The sequence below is a fragment of the Geodermatophilus sp. SYSU D00700 genome, from assembly GCF_054050255.1.
The window spans coordinates 31,021-50,254 of sequence record NZ_JBJGZA010000002.1 but is presented as its reverse complement, the minus strand read 5'-3'; the positions used below and the strand labels follow the sequence as shown (position 1 = coordinate 50,254).

The following is a 19,234-nucleotide window of genomic DNA, read 5'->3' as shown; positions in this document are numbered from 1 at the left end:
CATCGTGGCACCGCGGGCCCCCGAGCGGGTCCGTCGTCCGGTGGACGGTTCAGCCGGTCACCTCGACGGCCTTCAGCCGGATCCCGCGGAAGGCGGCCAGGCGCTCGGCCTGCTCCTCGATGCGCGCCCGGAGCGCCCCGGTCACCGGCCGCCACGGCTCGACGGTGACGGTGAGCGCGCTGCCGGCCTTGCGTGGCCGCCACAGTCCGGCGAGGTCGCCGTCGTGCAGCACCGCTCCGGGCCGGCCGAGCACCGGCCACAGCGCCTTCCGGCGGGCGGGGTCGGCGACCAGCGTCTCGCGGTCGCGGCCCTGCAGGAACAGGTCGAACGGGCCGAGCAGCCGGGTGACCGCGGGCGGCGCCGTCCCGAGCCGCTCGACGTCGCCGGCGAGCACCCAGCGCCGCTGCCCGTCCACCGTCACCTCGACGGCGTCGTCGGGCCAGTGCGCCCTCACGTCCGCGACCGGGGCGTCGAGGTAGCCGGCCACGTGCTGCGGCGTGGCCGGGCCCAGCAGGTACAGGTACCCGCGGACGACGTCGAGCCGGTCGGGGACGGTGTCCGCCGGCGCGAAACCGGGCACCGGCTGCAGCACCGGTGGCGAGGTGCCCGGCTGCAGCTCGAGCCCGGCCCGCAGTGCCGCGAGGCGGAACGGCTGCTCGTAGAGGTGCACCGCGTCGCAGGGGCGGCAGTACCGGTTGTAGGGACCGGGCCCGCCGTCCTCCATGAGGGCGTCCGACAGCGCCCGCGACATCTCGCCCTTGACCGTCGGCGCGGTGACGATCGCCCGCATCCGCTCGGCGATCCGGTCCAGCGCGGTGAGCACGGGGATGCCCGCCGCCTTCAGCGGCCTCGCCGCGTCGAACACCCGCTTGGCCGCGTCGTCCTCGGAGAACGGGGCGGTCGCGGCGGCGACGGCGGGCAGGTCGGCGCGGCGGTGGAGGTGCGGGGCGCCGCGGACGGTCCAGACGGTGGCCAGCTCGGCCGGGTCCAGGGCCGCCACGTCGACGCCGCGGAGGGCCAGGGCCCACAGCCCGCCGTCGGGACCGGTGTCCTGCACGCCGAGGTCGAGGACGGCGGTGTCGGCGGCCGTGCCGGACTCCCGGTCCAGCTGCTGGGCGGTGACCCGGGAGGCCAGGACGTCGGCGCGGGACGCGGTCTGCGGCACGGCGCGCACGCTAGCCCCGGGCGCCGACGGCCGGGAGGGATCAGACCGGCTGGGGCTCGGCCCGCGCGGGCGCGACGGGGGCCAGGGCCTCCGGCGGCCCGGGGCGGCCGAAGAACCAGCCCTGGCCGAGGTCGACGCCGAGCCCGCGCAGCGCGTCGGCCTCCTCGGCGGTCTCGATGCCCTCGGCGACCACCGTCACGCCGCAGCCGTGCCCGAAGGTCACCAGGGACGCGACCAGCCGGGCGAGCACCGGGTCGGTGTCCAGGCCGCTGACGATGCTGCGGTCCACCTTGATCACGTCGGGGTCGGTCACGACGATGTGGCGCAGCGAGGAGAAGCCGGCGCCGACGTCGTCGATGGCCAGCCGCATCCCGGCGGCGCGGAAGGGCAGCAGCACGCGGGTGAGCTCGTCGTAGTCCTCGACCGGGTCGTGCTCGGAGAGCTCGAGCAGGACGCGGTCGAGGGGCAGCTCCCCCAGCAGCCCGGCGAACTCCGGCGTCAGCAGGGTCTGCGGGGAGACGTTCATGGCCACGTAGCCGCCGACCCGGTCCAGGTGTGCGGCCGCGCCGCGCAGGGCGAGCAGCTCCACCTCGTGGCCGCGGCCGACGCTGTGCGCCTCCTCGAAGACGACGTCGGGGCCCTTGCCCCACTCGCGCGGGAACCGGCTGAGCGCCTCGGCGCCCACCCGCTGCCCGGTGGCGAGGTCGACGATCGGCTGCAGGACGACGCTGGGGCCGCCCGCCTGCACCAGCGGCCCGAGCCGGCCGTCGATGTCGTCGCGGCGCTGCTGCTCGCGGACCTCGGGCTCGATGACCACCGACGCGGCCGAGGCCAGGACCGTCATGAGCGACTCGTCCCGGCGGGTGAGCTCCTCGTCGGAGGTGAAGCCGAACGCGCAGAAGGTGCCGTACAGGGTGCCGTCGGACAGCGTCACCGGCGCCGAGACGTAGCTGCGGATGCGCGGGATGCGGGCCGCGGGCAGCGACATCGCGAGCGGGTACCGCGTGACGTCGTCGATGACGGCGGGCAGCTCCCCGTCGAGGATCTTCTGGCAGAAGGACGTCTCCTGGACGGCCGTGGCGCCGTCCCGGAACAGGGCCGGCACCCGGCTGTCGACCACCTCGAAGTGCTGGGTCGTGCCGTCGAGCCGGCTGAGGAACGCCACGCTCATGTGCAGCGACTTCCTCGCCGTCCGCAGCAGGTCGGCGATCTGCTGCTGCGCGTCCGTGCGCTGTCGTGCCATGGGTGCTCCTCGTCCGGAAGGCCAGTCCCCTCCCATCGACACCGGGCGGGCACGACTGGAGTGGTCACCCCCGGGCTCACCCGGACCGATGAGTCCCGGCGCCGGGCGCCGTCTGCACCCCGACACCGTCACCCGGCACCGAGGAGGACCCGATGCGCCCGCTCGTCGTCACCACGTTCCTGACCCTCGACGGGGTCGCCCAGGCCCCCGGCGGCCCGGAGGAGGACCCCTCCGGCGGCTTCCCCTTCGGTGGCTGGCTGGTCCCGCACGCCGACGAGGCCTTCGGCCGGCAGATGGACGCCTGGTTCGCCGGTGCCGAGGACTTCCTCCTCGGCCGCCGCACCTACGAGATCTTCGCGGCGCACTGGCCGCACGTGGACGCGACGGGCGACCCGGTGGCCCAGGCGCTGCAGACGAAGACCAAGCACGTCGCCTCGCGGACGCTCACCTCGCTCGAGTGGTCGACGGCCCGCCTCCTCGGCGACGACGTCCCGGCCGCCGTGCGGGAACTCAAGGCCGCCGACGGCGGGGAGCTGCAGGTGCACGGCTCGGTGGGGCTGGTGCAGACCCTGCTCGCCGAGGACCTCGTCGACGAGCTCCGCACGATCGTCTTCCCCGTCGTCCTGGGCCAGGGCAAGCGGCTGTTCGAGGGCGGGGCGGCCCCGCGGACGTGGGAGACGGTCTCGTCGGCGACCACCTCCACCGGCGCCGTCATGACCGCCCACCGGCGCGTCGGTGAGGTGACCACCGGCTCGTACGCGCTGGACGACACCGCGTCGGTTGGATGACCATACTGACTGCGGTAGGGTTCCTCCTCGGGTCGGTTGGACAGTCCAACCGGCGCGACTGGAGGAACCGTGAGCCTGACCGCCGCTCTCGTCCCGACCGCCCGTCCGGCGCCCGGGCGGGTGCTGACGTTCGACCCGAGCTGGCGGTCCTTCACCCACGTGCAGGGCGGGCTGGTGGTCGGGCACCTGTTGGCCGCGGCGGCGGACCTGACCGGCGCCGCGCCGCGGGCGGTGGCCGCGCACCTGCTGGCCGGGGTCGAGCCCGCGACGGAGGCGCACGTCGAGGCCGTCGCCGACCGGGCGGGCACCACCGGCAGCGTGCGGGCCACGCTGGACCAGGGCGGGCGGGTCGCCGCGGTCGCGCAGGTGCTCACCCTGGCCCGGCCCGTCCGGCCGGGGGCGCCCGCACCCGTCCCCGCCGTGGCCGACGGGGTGCCGTTCGCGCTGCCGCGCGAGCTGGTGCCCTTCGCCGAGCACCTCTCGGTCCGCGCACTGGGCACGACGCGGCCGCTGGCCGGTGGCGACGAGCCGCGGCTGACCGCGTGGGCGCGCATCGACGGCGACCTCGAGCCGCTGGTCCAGCTCGGCGTGCTGATCGACGCGCTGCCGCCGTCGCTGTTCGCCGTCCGCACCACGCCGCTCGCCGTCCCGACCGTCGAGCTGACCGCGCACCTCGCCGGGCCGCCGCCGGCCCCGGGCGCGTGGGTGCTGGTCGACCAGGTGACCACCTGGGTCGACGACGACGTGGCCGTGGACGACGCCGAGCTGCGCGCCGAGGACGGGTCGCTGCTCGCCCGGGCGCGGCAGACCCGCCGGCTGCTGACGCCGCGGTGAGCCGGGTCAGCCCTCGAGCAGGCCGGCCTCGTGGGCGAGGATCGCCGCCTGCGTCCGGTTGGCCAGGTCGAGCTTGGTCAGCAGCCGGGAGACGTAGGTCTTCACGGTCGCCTCGCTGACGAACAGCCGCCCGGCGAGCTCGGCGTTGGACCCGCCGCTGCCCAGCAGGGCCAGCACCTCGCGCTCGCGGTCGGACAACGCCGCGACCCGCCGCAGCGCCTGCGCGCGCCGCGGTGCGGCCCGCCGGTCGACGTAGGACTCGATGAGCGTCGCGGTGACCGCGGGGGACAGGGTCGCCGTCCCGTCGGCCACCGCCCGCACCGCCGCGGCGATCTCCCGCGGCGGGGTGTCCTTGAGGAGGAAGCCCGCCGCGCCGGCGGCCAGCGCCGCGTAGACGTACTCGTCGAGGTGGAAGGTGGTCAGCACCGCGACCTGCGGCGGGTCGGGGAGCGCGAGGATCTCGCGGGTGGCGGCCAGCCCGTCCATGCGGGGCATCCGGATGTCGGTGAGGACGACGTCGGGGCGCAGGTCCCGGGCCGCGGCGACCCCCGCGGCACCGTCCGCGGCCTCGCCGACGACCTCGATGTCACCGGCGGCCTCGAGGACGGTGCGCAGACCGAACCGGACCAGCTCCTCGTCGTCGACCAGGACCACCCGGATCCGCGGCTGCCCGGCGGAGCCGCTCATGCCGGCAGCACCGCCTCGACGTCGAAGCCGCCGTCCAGACGCGGCTCGGCGCGCAGCCGGCCGCCGAGCGTGCGCACCCGCTCGGCCAGCCCCACCAGGCCGAAGCCCCCGCCGGGGACGGCGTCCGGGACGTGCGACGGGCGGCCGTTGACCACCCGGACGCGCAGCTCACCCGGGCACCGCTCGACGGTGACCTCGACCGGTGCGTCGGGGGCGTGCCGGCCGGCGTTGGTCAGCGCCTCCTGCACGATGCGGTACGCCGCCCGCCCGACGGCGGGGTCGACCGGCGCGGTCCCCTCCGCGGGTCCGCTCCAGCGCACCGTCATCCCTGCCTCCCGGGCCGCCTGGACCAGCCGGGGCAGGTCGGCCGGCCCCGGCTGGGGGCCCAGCGGCGCAGCCTCGTCGAGGTCCCCGGCACGCAGCACGCCGACCATCTGCCGCAGCTCCTCCAGCGCGCGCCGTCCGGCCTCCTGCACCTGGCCGGCCAGCTGCTGCACGCGGTCCCGGTCCCCAGCGGCCACCTCGATGGCCCCCGCCTGCAGCACCATGAGGCTCACCCGGTGGCCGACCGCGTCGTGCATCTCCCGGGCGATCCGGGTCCGCTCGGTGAGGACGGCCTCGCGGGCCAGCAGCTCCCGCTCGGCCTCGGCCCGTTCGGCCCGGCCGGTCAGCGCGTCGACCAGCTCGGCGCGCGTGCGCGCCCAGGCGCCGAGCGCCCCGGGGAGCAGGACGACGAGCGTGGCGCCGCCGACGGCGCCGACCCACTGGTCCACCGAGGTCAGCGTCCACGGCTGGGCGACCGCGACGACCCCCACGACCGCCGCCGCCGAGCGCACCGGCCAACGCGGCTCGTACCGGCCCACGGCGTAGGCGGTCAGCAGGCTCGCGACGGTGACCGCGGGGGAGAGGGCCGACAGGACGGCGCCGATGCCGAACGGGACCAGCGGCGCGCGGCGGCGCAGCAGGGCGAGGGTGACGACCAGGAGGACGGTCCCCGGGACGACGACGGCCAGGCGACCGCTGCCCGGGGTCGCCGCCGACAGGCCGACGGCGACCGTGCCGAGCAGTGCCAAGGCCACCTCGAACGCGATGCTGCGCGGCCCGAGTCCCGGCCACAGGCGAGCGCGCAGCCCCATGCCGCGGAGCGTAGGACGCCGCGCCGTGCCCGCGGGTCGCCCGACGGTCGACGTCCGACGTCTCCGATCGGGCGACACGGCGTACGACTCCCGGTGCCGCAGGTCCAGCCCCGCGGCCGACGCGGCGCGCCCCCGGCCGCGGCCACTCTCGTCGTCGTGACCGGACGGACCGGTCGGCGACCGAGGAGGTCCCCATGATCGAGGTCAGCGGGCTGACCAAGCAGTACGGCTCCCGGACCGTCGTCGACGACGTGTCCTTCACGCTCGAGCCCGGCACGGTGACCGGCTTCCTCGGTCCCAACGGCGCCGGCAAGACCACGACGATGCGGATGGTGACCGGCCTGGTGCCGGCCACCTCGGGGACCGCGCTCGTCGACGGCCGGCCCTACCGGGAGCTGCCCAACCCGGGCGCCGTCGTCGGGACGCTGCTCGACGCCTCGGCCGTGCACCCGGGCCGCACCGGGCGGGTGCACCTGCAGCTGCTCGCCACGGCCATCGGGGTACCGCGGCCGCGGGTCGACGAGGTGCTGGAGCTGGTCGGCCTCTCCGCAGCCGCGCGGCGGCGGATCGGCGGCTACTCCCTCGGCATGCGGCAGCGGCTGGGCATCGCCGGGGCGCTGCTGGCCGACCCGCCGGTGCTGGTGTTCGACGAGCCGGCCAACGGCCTGGACCCCGAGGGCATCCGCTGGATGCGCGACCTGCTGCGCGGGCACGCCGCGCGCGGCGGCACGGTGCTGCTGTCCAGCCACCTGCTCGGCGAGGTCGAGCACACCGTCGACCGGCTGCTGGTGATCGGCGCCGGCCGGCTGGTCGCCGACGGCCCGGTGACCGAGCTGCTCGGCGGCGAGGGCACCACCGTCCACGCCGCCGACCCGGCCGCGCTCGCCCGCGCGCTGGAGGACGCCGGGTTCCACGTGCAACACGGCGCCGACGGCGTCCTGGTGGTCCCCGGCGCCGAGCCCGGCGCGGTCGGGGCGGTCGCGGCGGCCGGAGGCCACGTCCTGACCGACCTGCGCCCGGTCCAGCGCGGCATCGAGGACCTCTTCTTCCAGCTCACCTCCGCCTCCTGACCCACCCCATCCCTCCTCCCGGAGCTCGCCATGACCACCCTCACCCCCGCACCCTCGTCCACCGCGCGTCCCGCCGTCCGCGAGCGGGGTGCGTCGCCGGCCACCCTGGTCGGCCTGGAGATCCGCAAGTCCCTGTCCACCCGGTCGGGGCGGACGCTCGCGCTGGTGTCGGCACTGCTCGCACCCGTCGCCGCGGCCGTCATGGCCGCGACCAGCGACGACGACCTCGGCTCGGCCACCGGGCCGGTCGGCGCGCTCGGTCTGGTCACCGTGCTGGTCCTGCTCGCGCTCGGGGTGTTGTCGACCGCCGGCGAGTGGACCCACCGGACCGTGCAGACCACCTTCCTGGTGGTGCCGCAGCGCGGGCGGGTGGTGGCCGCGAAGACGGTCGCCGTGGCCCTCCTCGGTGCCACGCTGGCCGCCGTCGCGACCGCGGCGACCGCCGGCGTCCTGGCGGTGGCGCCCGTCGGGGACCTGACGTGGGACGGCGTCCCGCAGGCGTTCGGGGTCGTGGTCGCGGCCGGTGCGGCCTTCGCGGTCGTCGGCGCCGGTGTGGGCGCGGCCGTGGCGAACTCGCCGGCAGCGCTGACCGGGCTGTACCTGACCGTCCTGGGCGTCATGCCGGTCCTGCGGATGGCCCAGCCGGGCCTCGCCGGGAAGCTCGACCCGGCCGACGCCGTGCTGGGTCTGGCCCTCGGGCACGGCGGCAGCACCCAGGTGCTGGTCCTGACCGGCTGGGTGGTCGTCAGCCTGGTCGCTGGCACCGTCCTCACCCGCCGCCGAGCGGTCGCCTGACATCCGCCTCACCCGGACCCTCCCGGCCCACCGCGGCCGGGAGGGTCCGCCCGTTCCCGCGGGAACGCCCGGCCACCGCTCCGGCGGAACGCCCGGCCGCGGGACGGCGGGATCAGGCCGCCGGGTCGAGCCGACCGGCCCGCTCGGCGGCCAGCCGGCGCTCGAGGTCGCGGTTGCCCAGCAGCACGCCGACGACGTAGCCGAGGTCCATGCGCTCGCCACCCCCGGCCAGCGAGCCGGGCTGGTCGGACTCCTGGCGCGGGACGAGCCGGGTCACGAGCGCCGAACCGGTCGGCGCGGTCCCGTCGCCGCCGCCGTCGGCTCCCTCCACGCCGGCGGCGAAGGCGACGTCTCCCCGGCCCCACACCCGGCGGCCGTCGGGTGTGATGGCGACCAACTCACCTGCTTGCCGCGTCATGACCAGGTCGAGGTCGTGGGCCAGGCCGTGGTCGGCGTCGCAGAGCAGGACCAGGTTGTCCAGGTCCGTGGCGCCGCCGAACAGCCAGTGGCGCAGGTGGTGCGCGTGCAGCCGCGCCACGCGCGTCTCCGGGCACCCGGGCCGCGCGCACCCACCGTCGCGGCGGGACAGCGCCCGTCGCTGGGCCCGGGTGGCCAGCCGCCGGGCGCGGCCCACGGCGAGCGGCTCGCGTCCGCGCGACAGCATGGTGACGACCGTGGCCTCGCAGAGCATCCGCCGCACCTGGCTGCCGTGCAGCGCCGGCCCGCCCTCCAGGTGGGCCCGGCCGGCCGCGGCGTCGTCGGCGAGGACCGCGGCGTCGACGTGCACGACGACCTCGCGCCGCGGCGGGTCCCCGGCCCGGCGGTCGGCCTCCGGTGCGGCGGCGGCCAGCCGGGCAACCGCGGAGCAGCGGCGCGCCGCCGTCCGCTCCCGGGCGAGGGCCACCTCGTCGACCCCGTCGGCCGGCCCGTCGCCCCCGCGCCCGGGCTCGCCCTCCCGCCGGGCGGCCGCCCGGTCGCGGCGGGCGTCGCGTTCGGCGAGGGAGTCGACGCCGGCGAGGAACGCCGCGCCCTCCTCGGCGTCCAGGCACATGCGCAGGTGCAGCATCCCGTCGTCGTCCCACCAGTGCTCGAACCGCCGCTTGTCGCGCACGGTCCCGGCGTCGACGGCGTCCGACCGGCGCCAGGCGCGGACCACCCGCTCGACCTGGGCCGCGGTGGCCTCGCGCGCGAGGTCGAGCAGCGCGGCCTCGGTGTCGGGCTCGGCGACCCGGGTGAGCGCCCGCACCTTCGAGTAGGAGAGCCGGCCGGACGCGAAGGACTCCCGGATGCGTGGTAGGCCGGTCAGGGCGCGGGCGACGCGGACGTGCTCGCGGGCCGCGCCGGGGGACAGGCCGCACTGCCAGGCCAGCCAGTGGGCGCACGACCGGAGGCCGGCGCCGCCCCAGCCCTCGCGGCGGTCGAACTCTGCGATCAGTGCGAGCCACTCCGCCGTCGCGGCGGCCAGCCGGACGGCGGTGCCGGTGATGCGCCGGGCGAGCTCGTCGAGCGGCAGGTCGGTGGGCCCGTCCATCGGCGTCCTCCTCGAACGTGTGTCCGACACGCTAGGAGGGGCTGCCGACAGAACCGCTGGTCACCGGCGCGGAGCGTTCCCGCGGGAACGTCGACGGGCTCAGTCGAGCCCGCCGCGGGCCACCAGCTGGCGGGCGATGACGTCGCGCTGGATCTCGTTGGTGCCCTCGCCGACGATCATCAGCGGGGCGTCGCGGAAGTAGCGCTCGACGTCGAACTCGGTCGAGTAGCCGTGGCCGCCGTGCACGCGGATGGCGTCCAGCGCGATGCGCATCGCCGTCTCGGAGGCGAACAGCTTGGCCATCCCGGCCTCCATGTCCGACCGCTGTCCCGACTCGTGGCGCTCGGCCGCATGGAGCAGGAGCTGGCGGGCGGCGGTCAGCGAGGTGGCCATGTCCGCGAGCAGGTTGCCCACCGACTGGTGCTGCCAGATCGGCCGGCCGAAGCTCTCCCGCTGCTGGGCGTAGCGCAGCGCGTCGTCGAAGGCCGCCTGGCCCACGCCCACCGCCCGCGCCGCCACCTGGATCCGCCCGGTCTCCAGGCCGGTCATCATCTGCGCGAAGCCGCGGCCCTCGACCCCGCCCAGGACGGCGTCGGCCGGCGCGCGGTACGCATCGAACACCAGCTCGCAGCTCTCCACGCCCTTGTAGCCGAGCTTGGGCAGGTCGCGCGACACCGTCAGTCCTGGTCCGTGCTCCACCAGCAGCACCGACACCCCGCGGTGCCGCGGCCGCGCCGCCGGGTCGGTCTTGCACAGCAGCGCGACCAGCTGTGAGCGGCGGGCGTTGCTGATCCAGGTCTTGGCGCCGTCGACGACGTACCCCTCGCCGTCGCGTCGCGCCACCGTGGTCATCGCCTGCAGGTCCGACCCGCCACCGGGCTCGGTGAGCGCCATCGTCGCCCGGACCTCGCCGGTCGCCATGCGCGGCAGCCAGCGGTCCTGCTGCTCCCGGGTGCCGAAGGCGACCAGCAGCTTCGCGACGACGGTGTGCCCGCCCATCGCGCCCGCCAGCGACATCCACCCGCGGGCGAGCTCCGCGGTGACCAGCGCGTAGCAGGGCATCGACACCGGGGCCTCGCCCCACGGCTCGGGGACGGCCAGGCCGAAGGCGCCGAGCTCCTTCATCCGCTCGACCAGCGCCTCGGGGTACTCGTCGGCGTGCTCGAGCTCGCGGACGACCGGGCGGACCTCCCGGTCGACGAAGGCCCGCACGATGGCGACGATGTCGCGCTCCTCGGGGCTCAGCACCGCGGGCCCTCGGCGAGCACCGCGGTCCCGGTGACCGACGCGGGCGCGCCCACCGTCCCCGCGGACAGCGCGAACCGGTCGCCGTCGAGCCGCCCGCCCGCCCGCACCGGCGGACCCGCGTACGCCGGGCGGACCAGGCGGTGGCTGAACGACGTGACGGACCGGTCCGGCAGGTGACGGCGCGGGACCTCCAGCAGCAGCAGCGCCAGCAGCGGCCCGTGCACGACCAGACCCGGGTGACCCTCCACCTGCGTCGCGTAGGGCTGGTCGTAGTGGATGCGGTGCGCGTTGTAGGTGAGTGCGCTGAACCGGAACAGCAGCGGCGGGTCGGGCAGCACCTCGACCACGTGGTCGCCGATGTCGGCGGGGGAGCCGGCGCCCGCCGGGGCCGGGGAGGAGCCGGCCTCCTGGGAGCGGTAGACGACGTCCTGCTCCTCGGTGACCAGCAGCGCGCCGTCCTCCCGGTACTCGCTGCGCACGGTGACCAGCAGCATCTCCCCGCTCCGGCCGGTCTTGACCTCGCAGCGGGCCAGCGACGACGTCCGCTCCACCGCCGACCCCACCCGCAGCGGAGCGGTGACCTGGAGCCGCCCGCCGGCGATCATCCGGCGCCGGTGCGGCAGCGGCGGGAGGAAGTGCCCGGCGCGGGGGTGGCCGTCGTCGCCGAGGTCGGCGGTGGCCGGCCGGTCGAGGAAGGTGAACACGTGCCAGCCCGGCGGCAGCGGGTCGCCGTCGGCCAGCGGCGGGGCGGGCTGGTCGAGCAGCGCGGCGAAGGCGGCCGCGGGCCCGGGCGCGACCACCGCGGTGCCGGTCAGCGGGCCCGGGGACCAGCCCGCGACGGCGTCGGTCAGGGAGGACACGGCGTCATCGTGCCGCCTGTGACGCCGCCCGCACCCCGGAATGGCGCGGGCCGTGCGGGTGTCGGAACCGGCGTGGACCTGTTCTCACCCGTGAAACTCGGCGACCTCGAGCTCGCCAACCGCGTGGCCATGGCGCCCCTGACCCGGATGCGGTCCGGCTCCTCGGGCGTGCCCGGCGACCTCGTCGTCGAGCACTACGCGCAGCGCGCCGGCGTTGGCCTGGTCGTCACCGAGGGCACCTACCCGAACCACGAGTCGCAGTCCTTCGTCGGCCAGCCCGGCATCGTCACCGACGAGCAGGTGGCCGGCTGGCGCCGCGTCGCCGAGGCGGTGCACGCCCGCGGCGGCCGGATCGTCCTGCAGGTCATGCACGGCGGGCGGGTCACCCACCCCGACGTCAACGGCGGCCGCCGCGTGGTGGCCCCCAGCGCCATCGCGATCGACGGCGCCGGCCACACCGAGAAGGGCAAGCAGCCCTACCCGGTGCCGCACGCGCTGACCACCGAGGAGGTCCGGGACGTCGTCCGGGACTTCCGGCGGGCCGCCGAGCGCGCCGTGGAGGCCGGGCTGGACGGCGTGGAGGTCCACGGCGCCAACGGCTACCTGCTGCACGAGTTCCTGGCGCCGTCGTCCAACGTCCGCGACGACGAGTACGGCGGCTCGCCGGAGAACCGGGCCCGCCTGGTGGCCGAGGTGGTCACCGCGGTCGCCAACGCGATCGGCGCCGGCCGCGTGGGCCTGCGGATCTCGCCCGAGCACGGCATCCAGGACGTCCTCGAGCCCGACCGCGGCGACGTCCTCGCCACCTACGGCGCGCTGCTCGACCGGCTGCGTCCGCTCGGCCTGGCCTACCTGTCGGTGCTGCACCGGGAGCCCGCCGGCGACCTGGTCCAGGAGCTGCGCCGCCGCTCCGGCGCGCCGCTGATGGCCAACAGCGGCTTCGGCGCCGTCACCACCCGCGAGGAGGCGGTGGCGCTCATCGAGGCCGCGCACGCCGACGTCGTCGCCGTGGGCCGGGCGGTGATCGCCAACCCCGACCTGGTCGAGCGCTGGGCCGGGGAGCACCCGGAGAACGAGATCCGGTCGCACCTGTTCTACGCGTCGGGTGCCGAGGGCTACACCGACTACCCCACACTGCGCGCCAGCTGAGACGCCGCGCGGCGACCCGGGAGCCCCCACCGGACGGGCCGGAGGGGGCTCCCGGGTCAGTCGGTCAGTACCAGTTGTTGGCCTGGAAGTGGCTCCAGGCCGCGCAGGGGCTGCCGTACCGGTTCTCGATGTAGACCAGCCCCGCGTCGATCTGCCGGTACGGGTCCGACGTCTTCGCGATGCCGGTGCCCGCCCAGGTGGAGTCGAGGAACTGGGCGATGCCGTAGGCGGTGCTGCTGGGGTTCTGCGCGTTCGGGTTCCAGCCGCTCTCCCGCTCCCAGAGCTGCTCGAGGCAGCCGAACTGGGTGGCGTTCCCGCCGAGCTGGGCCAGGGCGTAGTCCTTGTAGGCCGCCTCGCCCGAGGCGGCGGGTGCCGCGGCCGGCGCGGGAGCCGGTGCCGGGGCGGGTGCGGAGGCCGGCGCGGGAGCCGGTGCCGCCGCGGGAGCGGCGGGCGCCGCCTCGCCGTCGCCCTGGTTCCAGCCACCGTCGCGGTCACCGTCCCAGCCGCCCCACTGGGAGCTGGAGCTGCGGTCACCGGAGTCCCAGTGGTCGTCGGCTTGGGCCACCGCCTGCCCGCCGAAGGTGAGGGCGAGGGTCATCGCCCCCGTGGCGGTCAGCAGGTGCAGGACGCGGCGGCGCGGTCGCGCGGCGACGAGGGTGTCCTGGGCGGCGGTGTGCTCGAGGTCGGTGGGGGCATGCATCGGGTCGTCCTCCTGGAGGTGTGGTCGCCGGACGCCGTCACCGGACGGCGCCGGGTGGGTCGGGATGCGGTGGGCCCCGAGGCCCGTGAGGGCAGGGGTCGGCAGCCGGGCGCGCGGCACCGGCCGGACCAGGGGCCCGGCTGCGGGCGTGCGACGGCTGCTGCGTGCAGTGGCTGGGCAGGCGGGAGCGCGACGGTCCCGGACCTGGGCGCGCGGGGGCTCGGGGCCCCAGGGCGCGGATGTACTCCGTCCTCCCGTGGCCGCCTACCAGGTGAGCTGACGGGTTCGGGCTGGGAGTGCCCTACCCGCTCCCGGAGGGCCGGGAGCGGGACTCACCCCGGTGGTGCAGGTGGGTCCCCGGCTCGCACCCACGGGGGTGGGCGCGACTCGGCGGCATCCGGCAGGGGCCCCCGGACGGGGACGAGACGACCGGCCGGACGCCGAAACGCTAAGGACGTGACCGGATGGTCACAATCGGAGGTGCCGACCGGAGCGCGACAGGCCGACGCCACGTCCCCTCCGCGCACGGCTGGTCACCCCGCGCGACCAATCTCCTCCGGACACGCCGCGGCCGCCGGGACCACGGGTCCCGGCGGCCGCGTCCGATCGCGTGCGGACTACCCGGGTCGGCGGGCACCGTCCCCGGGGAGGTCGGCTGCGTGGTGCCGCTCGGAGGAGATGCCGACCACGTTGCCGAACGGGTCGACGACGGCGGCGCTGACGATCGGCCCGTGCGGCGTGAGCGGGATGTACTCCTTCGCGCCCATCGCGGTGAGCCGCTCGAGCACGGCGTCGAGGTCGTCGACGTCCCAGTAGCCGACCGCGCCGCCGGTCTCCAGCGCCATGCCCGGAGGGGCGGAGGCGCGGGAGGCGATCGCCAGTGACGTCCCCTCGTCGATGCGGAACTTCGCGTAGCTGGGCCGTCCGCCCGGGCCGGGCCTGGTGAAGCCCGGCCCGGTACCCAGGAGCTCCGTGTACCAGGCGACGGCCGCGGCTACGTCGTCGGCGAAGTAGGTCTGGTTGGCGAACCGGCGCAGGCTCATGACGTGCCCTCGCGGGGCGCGGGAAGCTGGTCCCCGGGCGCCCAGTCGGGAGCCGTCCAGCGGTGGAAGACCCGGGCCACCGAGTCGCGCGGGGTCTGCCACGTCTCGGGGTTGTACGGGCTGACGTAGGGAGCCAGGTCCTCCATGACCTTGGCGAATGCCGGCCGCATGGACTCGTGGTTCTGCCGCACGGCCGCCGCCTTGGCCCGGTCCTGCTCCAGGAGGTGCACGAATACGTCTTCCATGGAGTACAGCCAGCGGCCGGTGACGCCGGTCTCCGTGGGCAGGCCACCCGCGTCGGATGCGGCGAACACCCGGGCGATGTCCTCCTCGCTGCCCGGCCGCATCCGCTGGACGATGACGGTCATCTCCCGGTCGGGGGAGACCTCGCCCTCGGGCACCCAGCTGTAGAAGTGCTTCGCCACCGAGTGCGACGGGTTCTGCCAGTAGCTGGGGTAGGGCGTCACGTACGGTGCGATGGCCTCGGCGATCGCCTGGAACGCCGGCAGGCCGCGGCGCTGGCCGGAGACCTCCGGGTCCTCCTTGCGCTCGATGACGTGCAGGTAGAGGCCCTCGTAGGAGAGCAGGACCCGCCCGACGACGCCCATGTCCTGCGGCCGGGTGGTCCGGTCGTAGTAGGCGAACACCGGTCCCACCTTGTCCTCGCTGCCAGGCACCATCCGGCAGACGATGACGTTGCGGAACGGCCGCCACGTGGCCGAGTTCCAGCTGGCCGGCGACGTGGACGTGTTCGTGAACTCGACCGTGTCGTTCGCCCAGGGCGGTTCGGTGGGTGTCGTCGTCGCGTCGGCTGCAGGGTCGGCCGACGGGGTCGAGGGCGGCGTGGTCTGGGTCATCACGAGCCTCCTTGGAGAGGGGTGGGGGTGAACCGCAGCGGGAGCTCGAGCAGCCCGCGGAAGGCCGACGCCGCCGGCAGCCACTGCAGCTCCTCGACGGGGACGTCGAGGCGCAGGTCGGGCAGGCGGACGAGGATCCGCCGCAGCGCGGTCGTCGCCTCCAGCCGTGCGAGGGCGGTGCCCAGGCACTTGTGGATGCCGTGCCCGAAGGACAGGTGGTGCGTGGAGCCGCGGGAGAGGTCCAGCGCGTCGGCGTCCGGGACGAACTCCGGGTCGTGGTTGGCCGCGCTGAGCACGATCGTGACGATCGAGCCCGCGGGGACGGTCACGCCGCCGATCTCGAGGTCCTCGGTGGCGAACCGGAAGCTCGACACGGGGACCGAGCCGTCGAAGCGCAGCAGTTCCTCCACGGCGGCGGGCACCCGGTCGAGGTCGGCCAGGAGCTCGGCCAGCTCCTCGGGGTGGGTCAGCAGCGCCACCACGGCGTTGCCGAGGAAGTCCGAGGTGGTCTGGTAGCCGGCGAACAGCATCAGGAAGCAGGTGGACACCAGCTCCGCCTCCGACAGCCGGCCGTCCCCGTCGCGCGCGGCGATCAGCGCGCTCACGAGGTCCTCGCCGGGGTTCCGGCGCTTGCCGGCCACCAAGCCGGAGAAGTAGGCGTGCAGCCGCTCCTGCGCCTGCCCGATCGCCGCCCGGTCCTCCTGGGGGCTGCGCCCGCCGGTGCCCACCGTCCGGATGACCTGGGTGCCGGCGAGGATCTCCTCGTGGTCGGCCTCGGGGATGCCGAGCAGGTCCCCGATGACCGCCAGCGGCAGGCGCAGGGCGAACTCGTCGACGAACTCGGTGCTGCCGCGCGGCGCCATCCGGTCCAGCAGGTCCTCGACGATCTCCTCGATCCGCGGGCGCATGGCCTCGATGCGCCGCGGCGTGAACGCCTGGGTCACCAGGCGGCGCAGCCGGGTGTGCTCCGGCGGGTCGGAGTTGAGCATGTTGGTGTTGATCTGCCGGGCCTTCTCGCCGAACACCGCGAGGTAGGTGTCCCCGGCCCGGTACAGGTCCTTGGACAGGCGCGGGTCCGACAACGCCTGACGGGCGTCGTCGTAGCGCGTGACCAGGAACGAGTCGAAGCGCGGCGTCCGGACCTTGACCACCGGTCGCTCGGCGCGCAGCCGGGCGTAGACCGGGTAGGGGTCGGCGCGGAACTCCGGCGTGTAGATCTCCCCGCCGGGGACCACGTCGTCCGGTGGCGCCGCGGGGGTCGGTTGCGCGGTCTGGGTCATGCTGTCTCCTGACGTGGGTGGGAGGTCACCGGGCGAACACGCCGGCCAGGTGGTCGAGCAGCGGGGTCTCCTGCACGAGGCGGCTGCGGAATCCGACGTGGCCGTCGGGACGGACCAGGTAGACCGCCGTCCCGGCGCCCGCCACGCCGTAGGCGGCGGCGAAGGTGCGGTCGGCGTCGCGGACGACCGGCAGGTCGACCAGCAGGGGCACCGGGAGGTCCGGGTCGGCGACCAGGTACGCCTCGACCTCTCCGCGGCTCTGCTGGCGCACGCCCACGGCCAGCTTCTCCAGCGCCAGCACCTGCTCCTCCGACGCGCCCGGATCGGCGTAGAGCAGCAGCGTCGAGCGGGTGCCGCGGGTCAGGTCGAACAGCCGCAGCGGGTGGGCCACGCCGAAGCGCCGGAGACCCTGCACGTCCGGCGCCCGGTGCCCGGGCTCCGGCCCGGCCGGGAGGGTCTCCCCGCCCGGTGTCTGGCCGACCAGCGGACTGCCGGCGTAGTTCATGGTCATCTGCATCTCGAGCAGGAACTGCGCCTTCTCGTCCTCCATGTCCATCTCGTCGGTGAACGCGATGGACACGGCCCGGTCGACGATCATCTTGCCGGCAGGACGACGTTCGGCCTCGTAGCTGTCGAGCAGTCCGGGAGCGGCCAGCCCGCGGACGGCGAGAGCGAGCTTCCAGCCGAGGTTCCAGGCGTCCTGGATCCCGGTGTTCATGCCCTGCCCGCCCGCCGGCGGGTGCAGGTGCGCCGCGTCGCCGGCGACGAACACCCGCCCCTCGCGGTAGCGGTCGACGATCCCGTGCTTGATCCGGAAGATCGACGACCACCGGAGGTTGCTCGCCGTCGTCCCGGCCGGGCCCAGGTCGTCGATCGCGGCCTGCACGTCAGCCAGCGTCGGCGGCTCGTACTCCTGCCAGAACCCGGCCGGCACCGCGCCGGAGCCGACGGCCTCCTGCCACCGCTGCGGGGCGAGGGTCGCGATCCGGTAGCGGTTGCGGCCCTTGAGCGGGACGCACACCAGCATCCCGGTGAACTCGTCGTCCTCGATGCGCACGAAGCGCACCAGGTGGCCGGCCGGCAGGTCCCAGTCGACGTCGACGTCGCCGAGCATGAAGAGCTGCGGGAACATCGACAGCCCGCCCTCGAAGGCGAGCCCGAGACCGGACCGGACGGCGCTGTGCGCGCCGTCGCAGCCGACCAGGTACTGCGCCCGGGTGGTCTCCACCGCGCCCGAGGCGTGCTGCAGCCGTGCGGTGACGCCCTCGTCGTCCTGGGTGAAGGCCACCAGCTCCACCCCGCGCTCGACGAGCACGCCGGAGGCTGCCAACCGGGCCTCGAGGATCCGCTCGGTGTCGTACTGCGGCAGCCCCAGGTGCGCGTAGGGCAGCTCGTCGAGGCCGGCCCAGTCGACCTGGTGGGTCTGCTCGCCGTTGACGAACACCGTCTGGCCGTGCAGCCAGATCCCGGCGTCCATCGCCTCGGTGACGATGCCCTGGTCCTCCCAGATCTCCATCGTCCGGCAGTGGATGCCGATCGCCTTGTCCGCCTGGGTCGAGGCCTGGGGACGCTTGTCCACGACGCGGACCGCGACCCCGCGGCGGGCCAGCTCGATGGCGTGCGTCAGGCCGGCCGGGCCGGCGCCGACGACCAGCACCTCGACCGCGCGACCGGAGGGGACCGGGGCGCCGTCGAGGTCGGCGGCGGCCCACGGCTGCGCCGCCGCGGCGACGTGCCCGTCGTCGGGCTTCTCGACGAACTCCTGCACGCTGGCGCTGGGCACCGTGCGCGGGAGCTCCGCGGGAGCCGGGATCGGCCCGGTGTCCGCCGTCTCCGGTGCCGGGGGCACGGCCGCGGGGACGACCCCGGTGGCTCGCGACGGCGGCAGCGGCCGGGCGCGCAACGCGAAGACCCTGCGCTCCTCACCGCGCGTCAGCCAGCGGCCCAGCGGTCCGCCGGCCCAGTTCGCCGGCTCCGCGGTCCAGTCGGTGAAGTGCTGCTCGGAGTCCCACTCGGCGACGACGTGGTAGCACCGCCCGTCGGTCTCGCGCAGCAGCTCCTCGCGGGCGTGGCCGGGAGCGCTGCGGGCGAGCTGCGCGGCGGCGAGGTAGGCGAGCTCGAATGCCTCCTGCTCCCACGGCTCGACGACGATGGCGGAGTCGACGCGCACCCGCTCGACCTCGACGTCCCCGCCGGGCGAGACCAGCAGCGGGAAGTCCGCGTCGTCGTCGGCCCGCCGGCGGATCTCGAGCACCTCACGCCGGAACTCGACCGAGTGCCAGCGGGCCAGCGGGGCGCCGGCCACCATGTGCGAGGGGTCCTCGACCCACTGCACGAAGTCGTCCTCGGACTCCCACTCCGCGAAGATGTGGTAGCGCAGGCCGCTCGCGTCGCGCAGCAGCTCCTCGCGCACGTACCCGCGGGAGTCCCCGATCCGCTCGGTGACCGTGGTGTAGGCGCGCTCGAAGGCCACCTGCTCGCCCGGCTTGACGCTGGTGGAGAAGTCGATGCGCACCGGCCGGGGCCGCTCGGCCTCCACCGTCGCCAGCACGGTGAAGGTCGAGCGGGTGGCGTCGTCGCGGAGGTCGCGCAGCGCCTCGGTGAGCGTCTCCCGGGCGGCGCTGCGGCCGAAGGCGTCCACCGACGTCCGGTCGGTCCAGTCGCTGACGATGGCGAACCAGCGCGGGTCGGCCTCGTCGCGCATCAGCTCCTGGCGCAGGTTGCCCGGCACCCGGCTGATCTCGGCCGCCGCCCGGTGCCAGGCCGCCTCGAACAGCGCCTCGCAGCCCTCCCGCGCCCGCATCCGCAGCAGAGTCCGCACGCCGGCCCGGTCCCCCCGTGCGCCCAC

18 protein-coding genes and 1 riboswitch are annotated in these 19,234 nt (G+C 75.7%); of the genes, 6 read left to right on the top strand and 12 right to left on the bottom strand.

Annotated elements, in window-relative coordinates:
- Nucleotides 1-49: 49 nt before the first annotated feature.
- Nucleotides 50-1,165, bottom strand: coding sequence for a winged helix DNA-binding domain-containing protein (locus ACI79V_RS01915; protein WP_456886342.1), 1,116 nt, complete (start codon nt 1,163-1,165; stop codon nt 50-52).
- 40 nt (nt 1,166-1,205) lie between these two features.
- Nucleotides 1,206-2,408, bottom strand: a complete 1,203-nt coding sequence (locus tag ACI79V_RS01910; protein WP_456886339.1) for an EAL domain-containing protein — start codon at nt 2,406-2,408, stop codon at nt 1,206-1,208.
- 152 nt (nt 2,409-2,560) lie between these two features.
- Here ACI79V_RS01910 and ACI79V_RS01905 point away from each other — a divergent pair, with 152 nt between their 5' ends.
- Both ACI79V_RS01905 and ACI79V_RS01900 read left to right on the top strand, forming a co-directional pair.
- Complete coding sequence (locus tag ACI79V_RS01905; protein WP_456886335.1) at nt 2,561-3,196, top strand: dihydrofolate reductase family protein; 636 nt, start codon at nt 2,561-2,563, stop codon at nt 3,194-3,196.
- A gap of 69 nt (nt 3,197-3,265) precedes the next feature.
- A complete protein-coding gene (locus ACI79V_RS01900; protein WP_456886331.1) occupies nt 3,266-4,030 on the top strand; it encodes a hypothetical protein in 765 nt (254 codons plus the stop codon).
- Nucleotides 4,031-4,036: 6 nt separating this feature from the next.
- Here ACI79V_RS01900 and ACI79V_RS01895 read toward each other — a convergent pair whose 3' ends face one another.
- Nucleotides 4,037-4,717, bottom strand: coding sequence for a response regulator transcription factor (locus ACI79V_RS01895; RefSeq protein WP_456876294.1), 681 nt, complete (start codon nt 4,715-4,717; stop codon nt 4,037-4,039).
- Nucleotides 4,714-5,853, bottom strand: a complete 1,140-nt coding sequence (locus tag ACI79V_RS01890) for a sensor histidine kinase (protein WP_456886329.1) — start codon at nt 5,851-5,853, stop codon at nt 4,714-4,716. The genes ACI79V_RS01895 and ACI79V_RS01890 overlap by 4 nt, the downstream gene beginning before the upstream one ends.
- 194 nt (nt 5,854-6,047) lie before the next feature.
- Here ACI79V_RS01890 and ACI79V_RS01885 point away from each other — a divergent pair, with 194 nt between their 5' ends.
- The gene (locus tag ACI79V_RS01885) at nt 6,048-6,923 is read left to right on the top strand and encodes an ABC transporter ATP-binding protein (RefSeq protein ID WP_456886327.1); all 876 of its coding nucleotides are present in this window, start codon (nt 6,048-6,050) and stop codon (nt 6,921-6,923) included.
- A 30-nt stretch (nt 6,924-6,953) separates the two neighbouring features.
- A complete protein-coding gene (locus ACI79V_RS01880) occupies nt 6,954-7,718 on the top strand; it encodes a hypothetical protein (protein ID WP_456886325.1) in 765 nt (254 codons plus the stop codon).
- Between the two features lie 112 nt (nt 7,719-7,830).
- Here the strand turns inward: ACI79V_RS01880 and ACI79V_RS01875 are convergent, their stop codons facing one another.
- The 3 genes from ACI79V_RS01875 to ACI79V_RS01865 form a co-directional block, all read right to left on the bottom strand.
- Nucleotides 7,831-9,249 carry a DUF222 domain-containing protein gene (locus ACI79V_RS01875; RefSeq protein WP_456886323.1) on the bottom strand — a complete coding sequence of 473 codons (1,419 nt, stop codon included), beginning with the start codon at nt 9,247-9,249 and terminating at the stop codon, nt 7,831-7,833.
- Nucleotides 9,250-9,348: 99 nt separating this feature from the next.
- The gene (locus tag ACI79V_RS01870) at nt 9,349-10,497 is read right to left on the bottom strand and encodes an acyl-CoA dehydrogenase family protein (RefSeq protein WP_456886321.1); all 1,149 of its coding nucleotides are present in this window, start codon (nt 10,495-10,497) and stop codon (nt 9,349-9,351) included.
- Entirely contained in the window at nt 10,491-11,357 is an 867-nt protein-coding gene (locus ACI79V_RS01865; protein ID WP_456886319.1) for an FAS1-like dehydratase domain-containing protein, read from the bottom strand. The genes ACI79V_RS01870 and ACI79V_RS01865 overlap by 7 nt, the downstream gene beginning before the upstream one ends.
- Before the next feature lie 72 nt (nt 11,358-11,429).
- Here ACI79V_RS01865 and ACI79V_RS01860 point away from each other — a divergent pair, with 72 nt between their 5' ends.
- Nucleotides 11,430-12,506 carry an alkene reductase gene (locus ACI79V_RS01860; RefSeq protein WP_456886317.1) on the top strand — a complete coding sequence of 359 codons (1,077 nt, stop codon included), beginning with the start codon at nt 11,430-11,432 and terminating at the stop codon, nt 12,504-12,506.
- Between the two features lie 64 nt (nt 12,507-12,570).
- Here the strand turns inward: ACI79V_RS01860 and ACI79V_RS01855 are convergent, their stop codons facing one another.
- The 3 genes from ACI79V_RS01855 to ACI79V_RS01845 all read right to left on the bottom strand — a co-directional run bounded on the left by ACI79V_RS01855 (nt 12,571) and on the right by ACI79V_RS01845 (nt 14,929).
- Complete coding sequence (locus tag ACI79V_RS01855) at nt 12,571-13,206, bottom strand: aggregation-promoting factor C-terminal-like domain-containing protein (RefSeq protein WP_456886315.1); 636 nt, start codon at nt 13,204-13,206, stop codon at nt 12,571-12,573.
- Nucleotides 13,207-13,452: 246 nt separating this feature from the next.
- Nucleotides 13,453-13,609: riboswitch (cyclic di-AMP (ydaO/yuaA leader) on the bottom strand.
- A gap of 214 nt (nt 13,610-13,823) precedes the next feature.
- Nucleotides 13,824-14,249 carry a VOC family protein gene (locus tag ACI79V_RS01850; protein WP_456886313.1) on the bottom strand — a complete coding sequence of 142 codons (426 nt, stop codon included), beginning with the start codon at nt 14,247-14,249 and terminating at the stop codon, nt 13,824-13,826.
- Nucleotides 14,246-14,929: a TcmI family type II polyketide cyclase gene (locus tag ACI79V_RS01845; RefSeq protein WP_456886311.1), complete on the bottom strand. Its 684-nt coding sequence runs from the start codon at nt 14,927-14,929 to the stop codon at nt 14,246-14,248. The genes ACI79V_RS01850 and ACI79V_RS01845 overlap by 4 nt, the downstream gene beginning before the upstream one ends.
- 10 nt (nt 14,930-14,939) lie before the next feature.
- On the opposite strand from ACI79V_RS01845, the gene ACI79V_RS01840 reads away from it, so the two are divergent.
- Nucleotides 14,940-15,137, top strand: a complete 198-nt coding sequence (locus ACI79V_RS01840) for a hypothetical protein (protein WP_456886309.1) — start codon at nt 14,940-14,942, stop codon at nt 15,135-15,137.
- Here the strand turns inward: ACI79V_RS01840 and ACI79V_RS01835 are convergent.
- A complete protein-coding gene (locus ACI79V_RS01835; RefSeq protein WP_456886306.1) occupies nt 15,106-16,386 on the bottom strand; it encodes a cytochrome P450 family protein in 1,281 nt (426 codons plus the stop codon). The two genes, ACI79V_RS01840 and ACI79V_RS01835, sit on opposite strands and share 32 nt — an antisense overlap.
- A 25-nt stretch (nt 16,387-16,411) precedes the next feature.
- Nucleotides 16,412-19,207 (bottom strand): FAD-dependent monooxygenase, encoded by a 2,796-nt coding sequence (locus tag ACI79V_RS01830; RefSeq protein ID WP_456886304.1) that lies wholly within the window; start codon nt 19,205-19,207, stop codon nt 16,412-16,414.
- Nucleotides 19,208-19,234 lie beyond the last annotated feature (27 nt).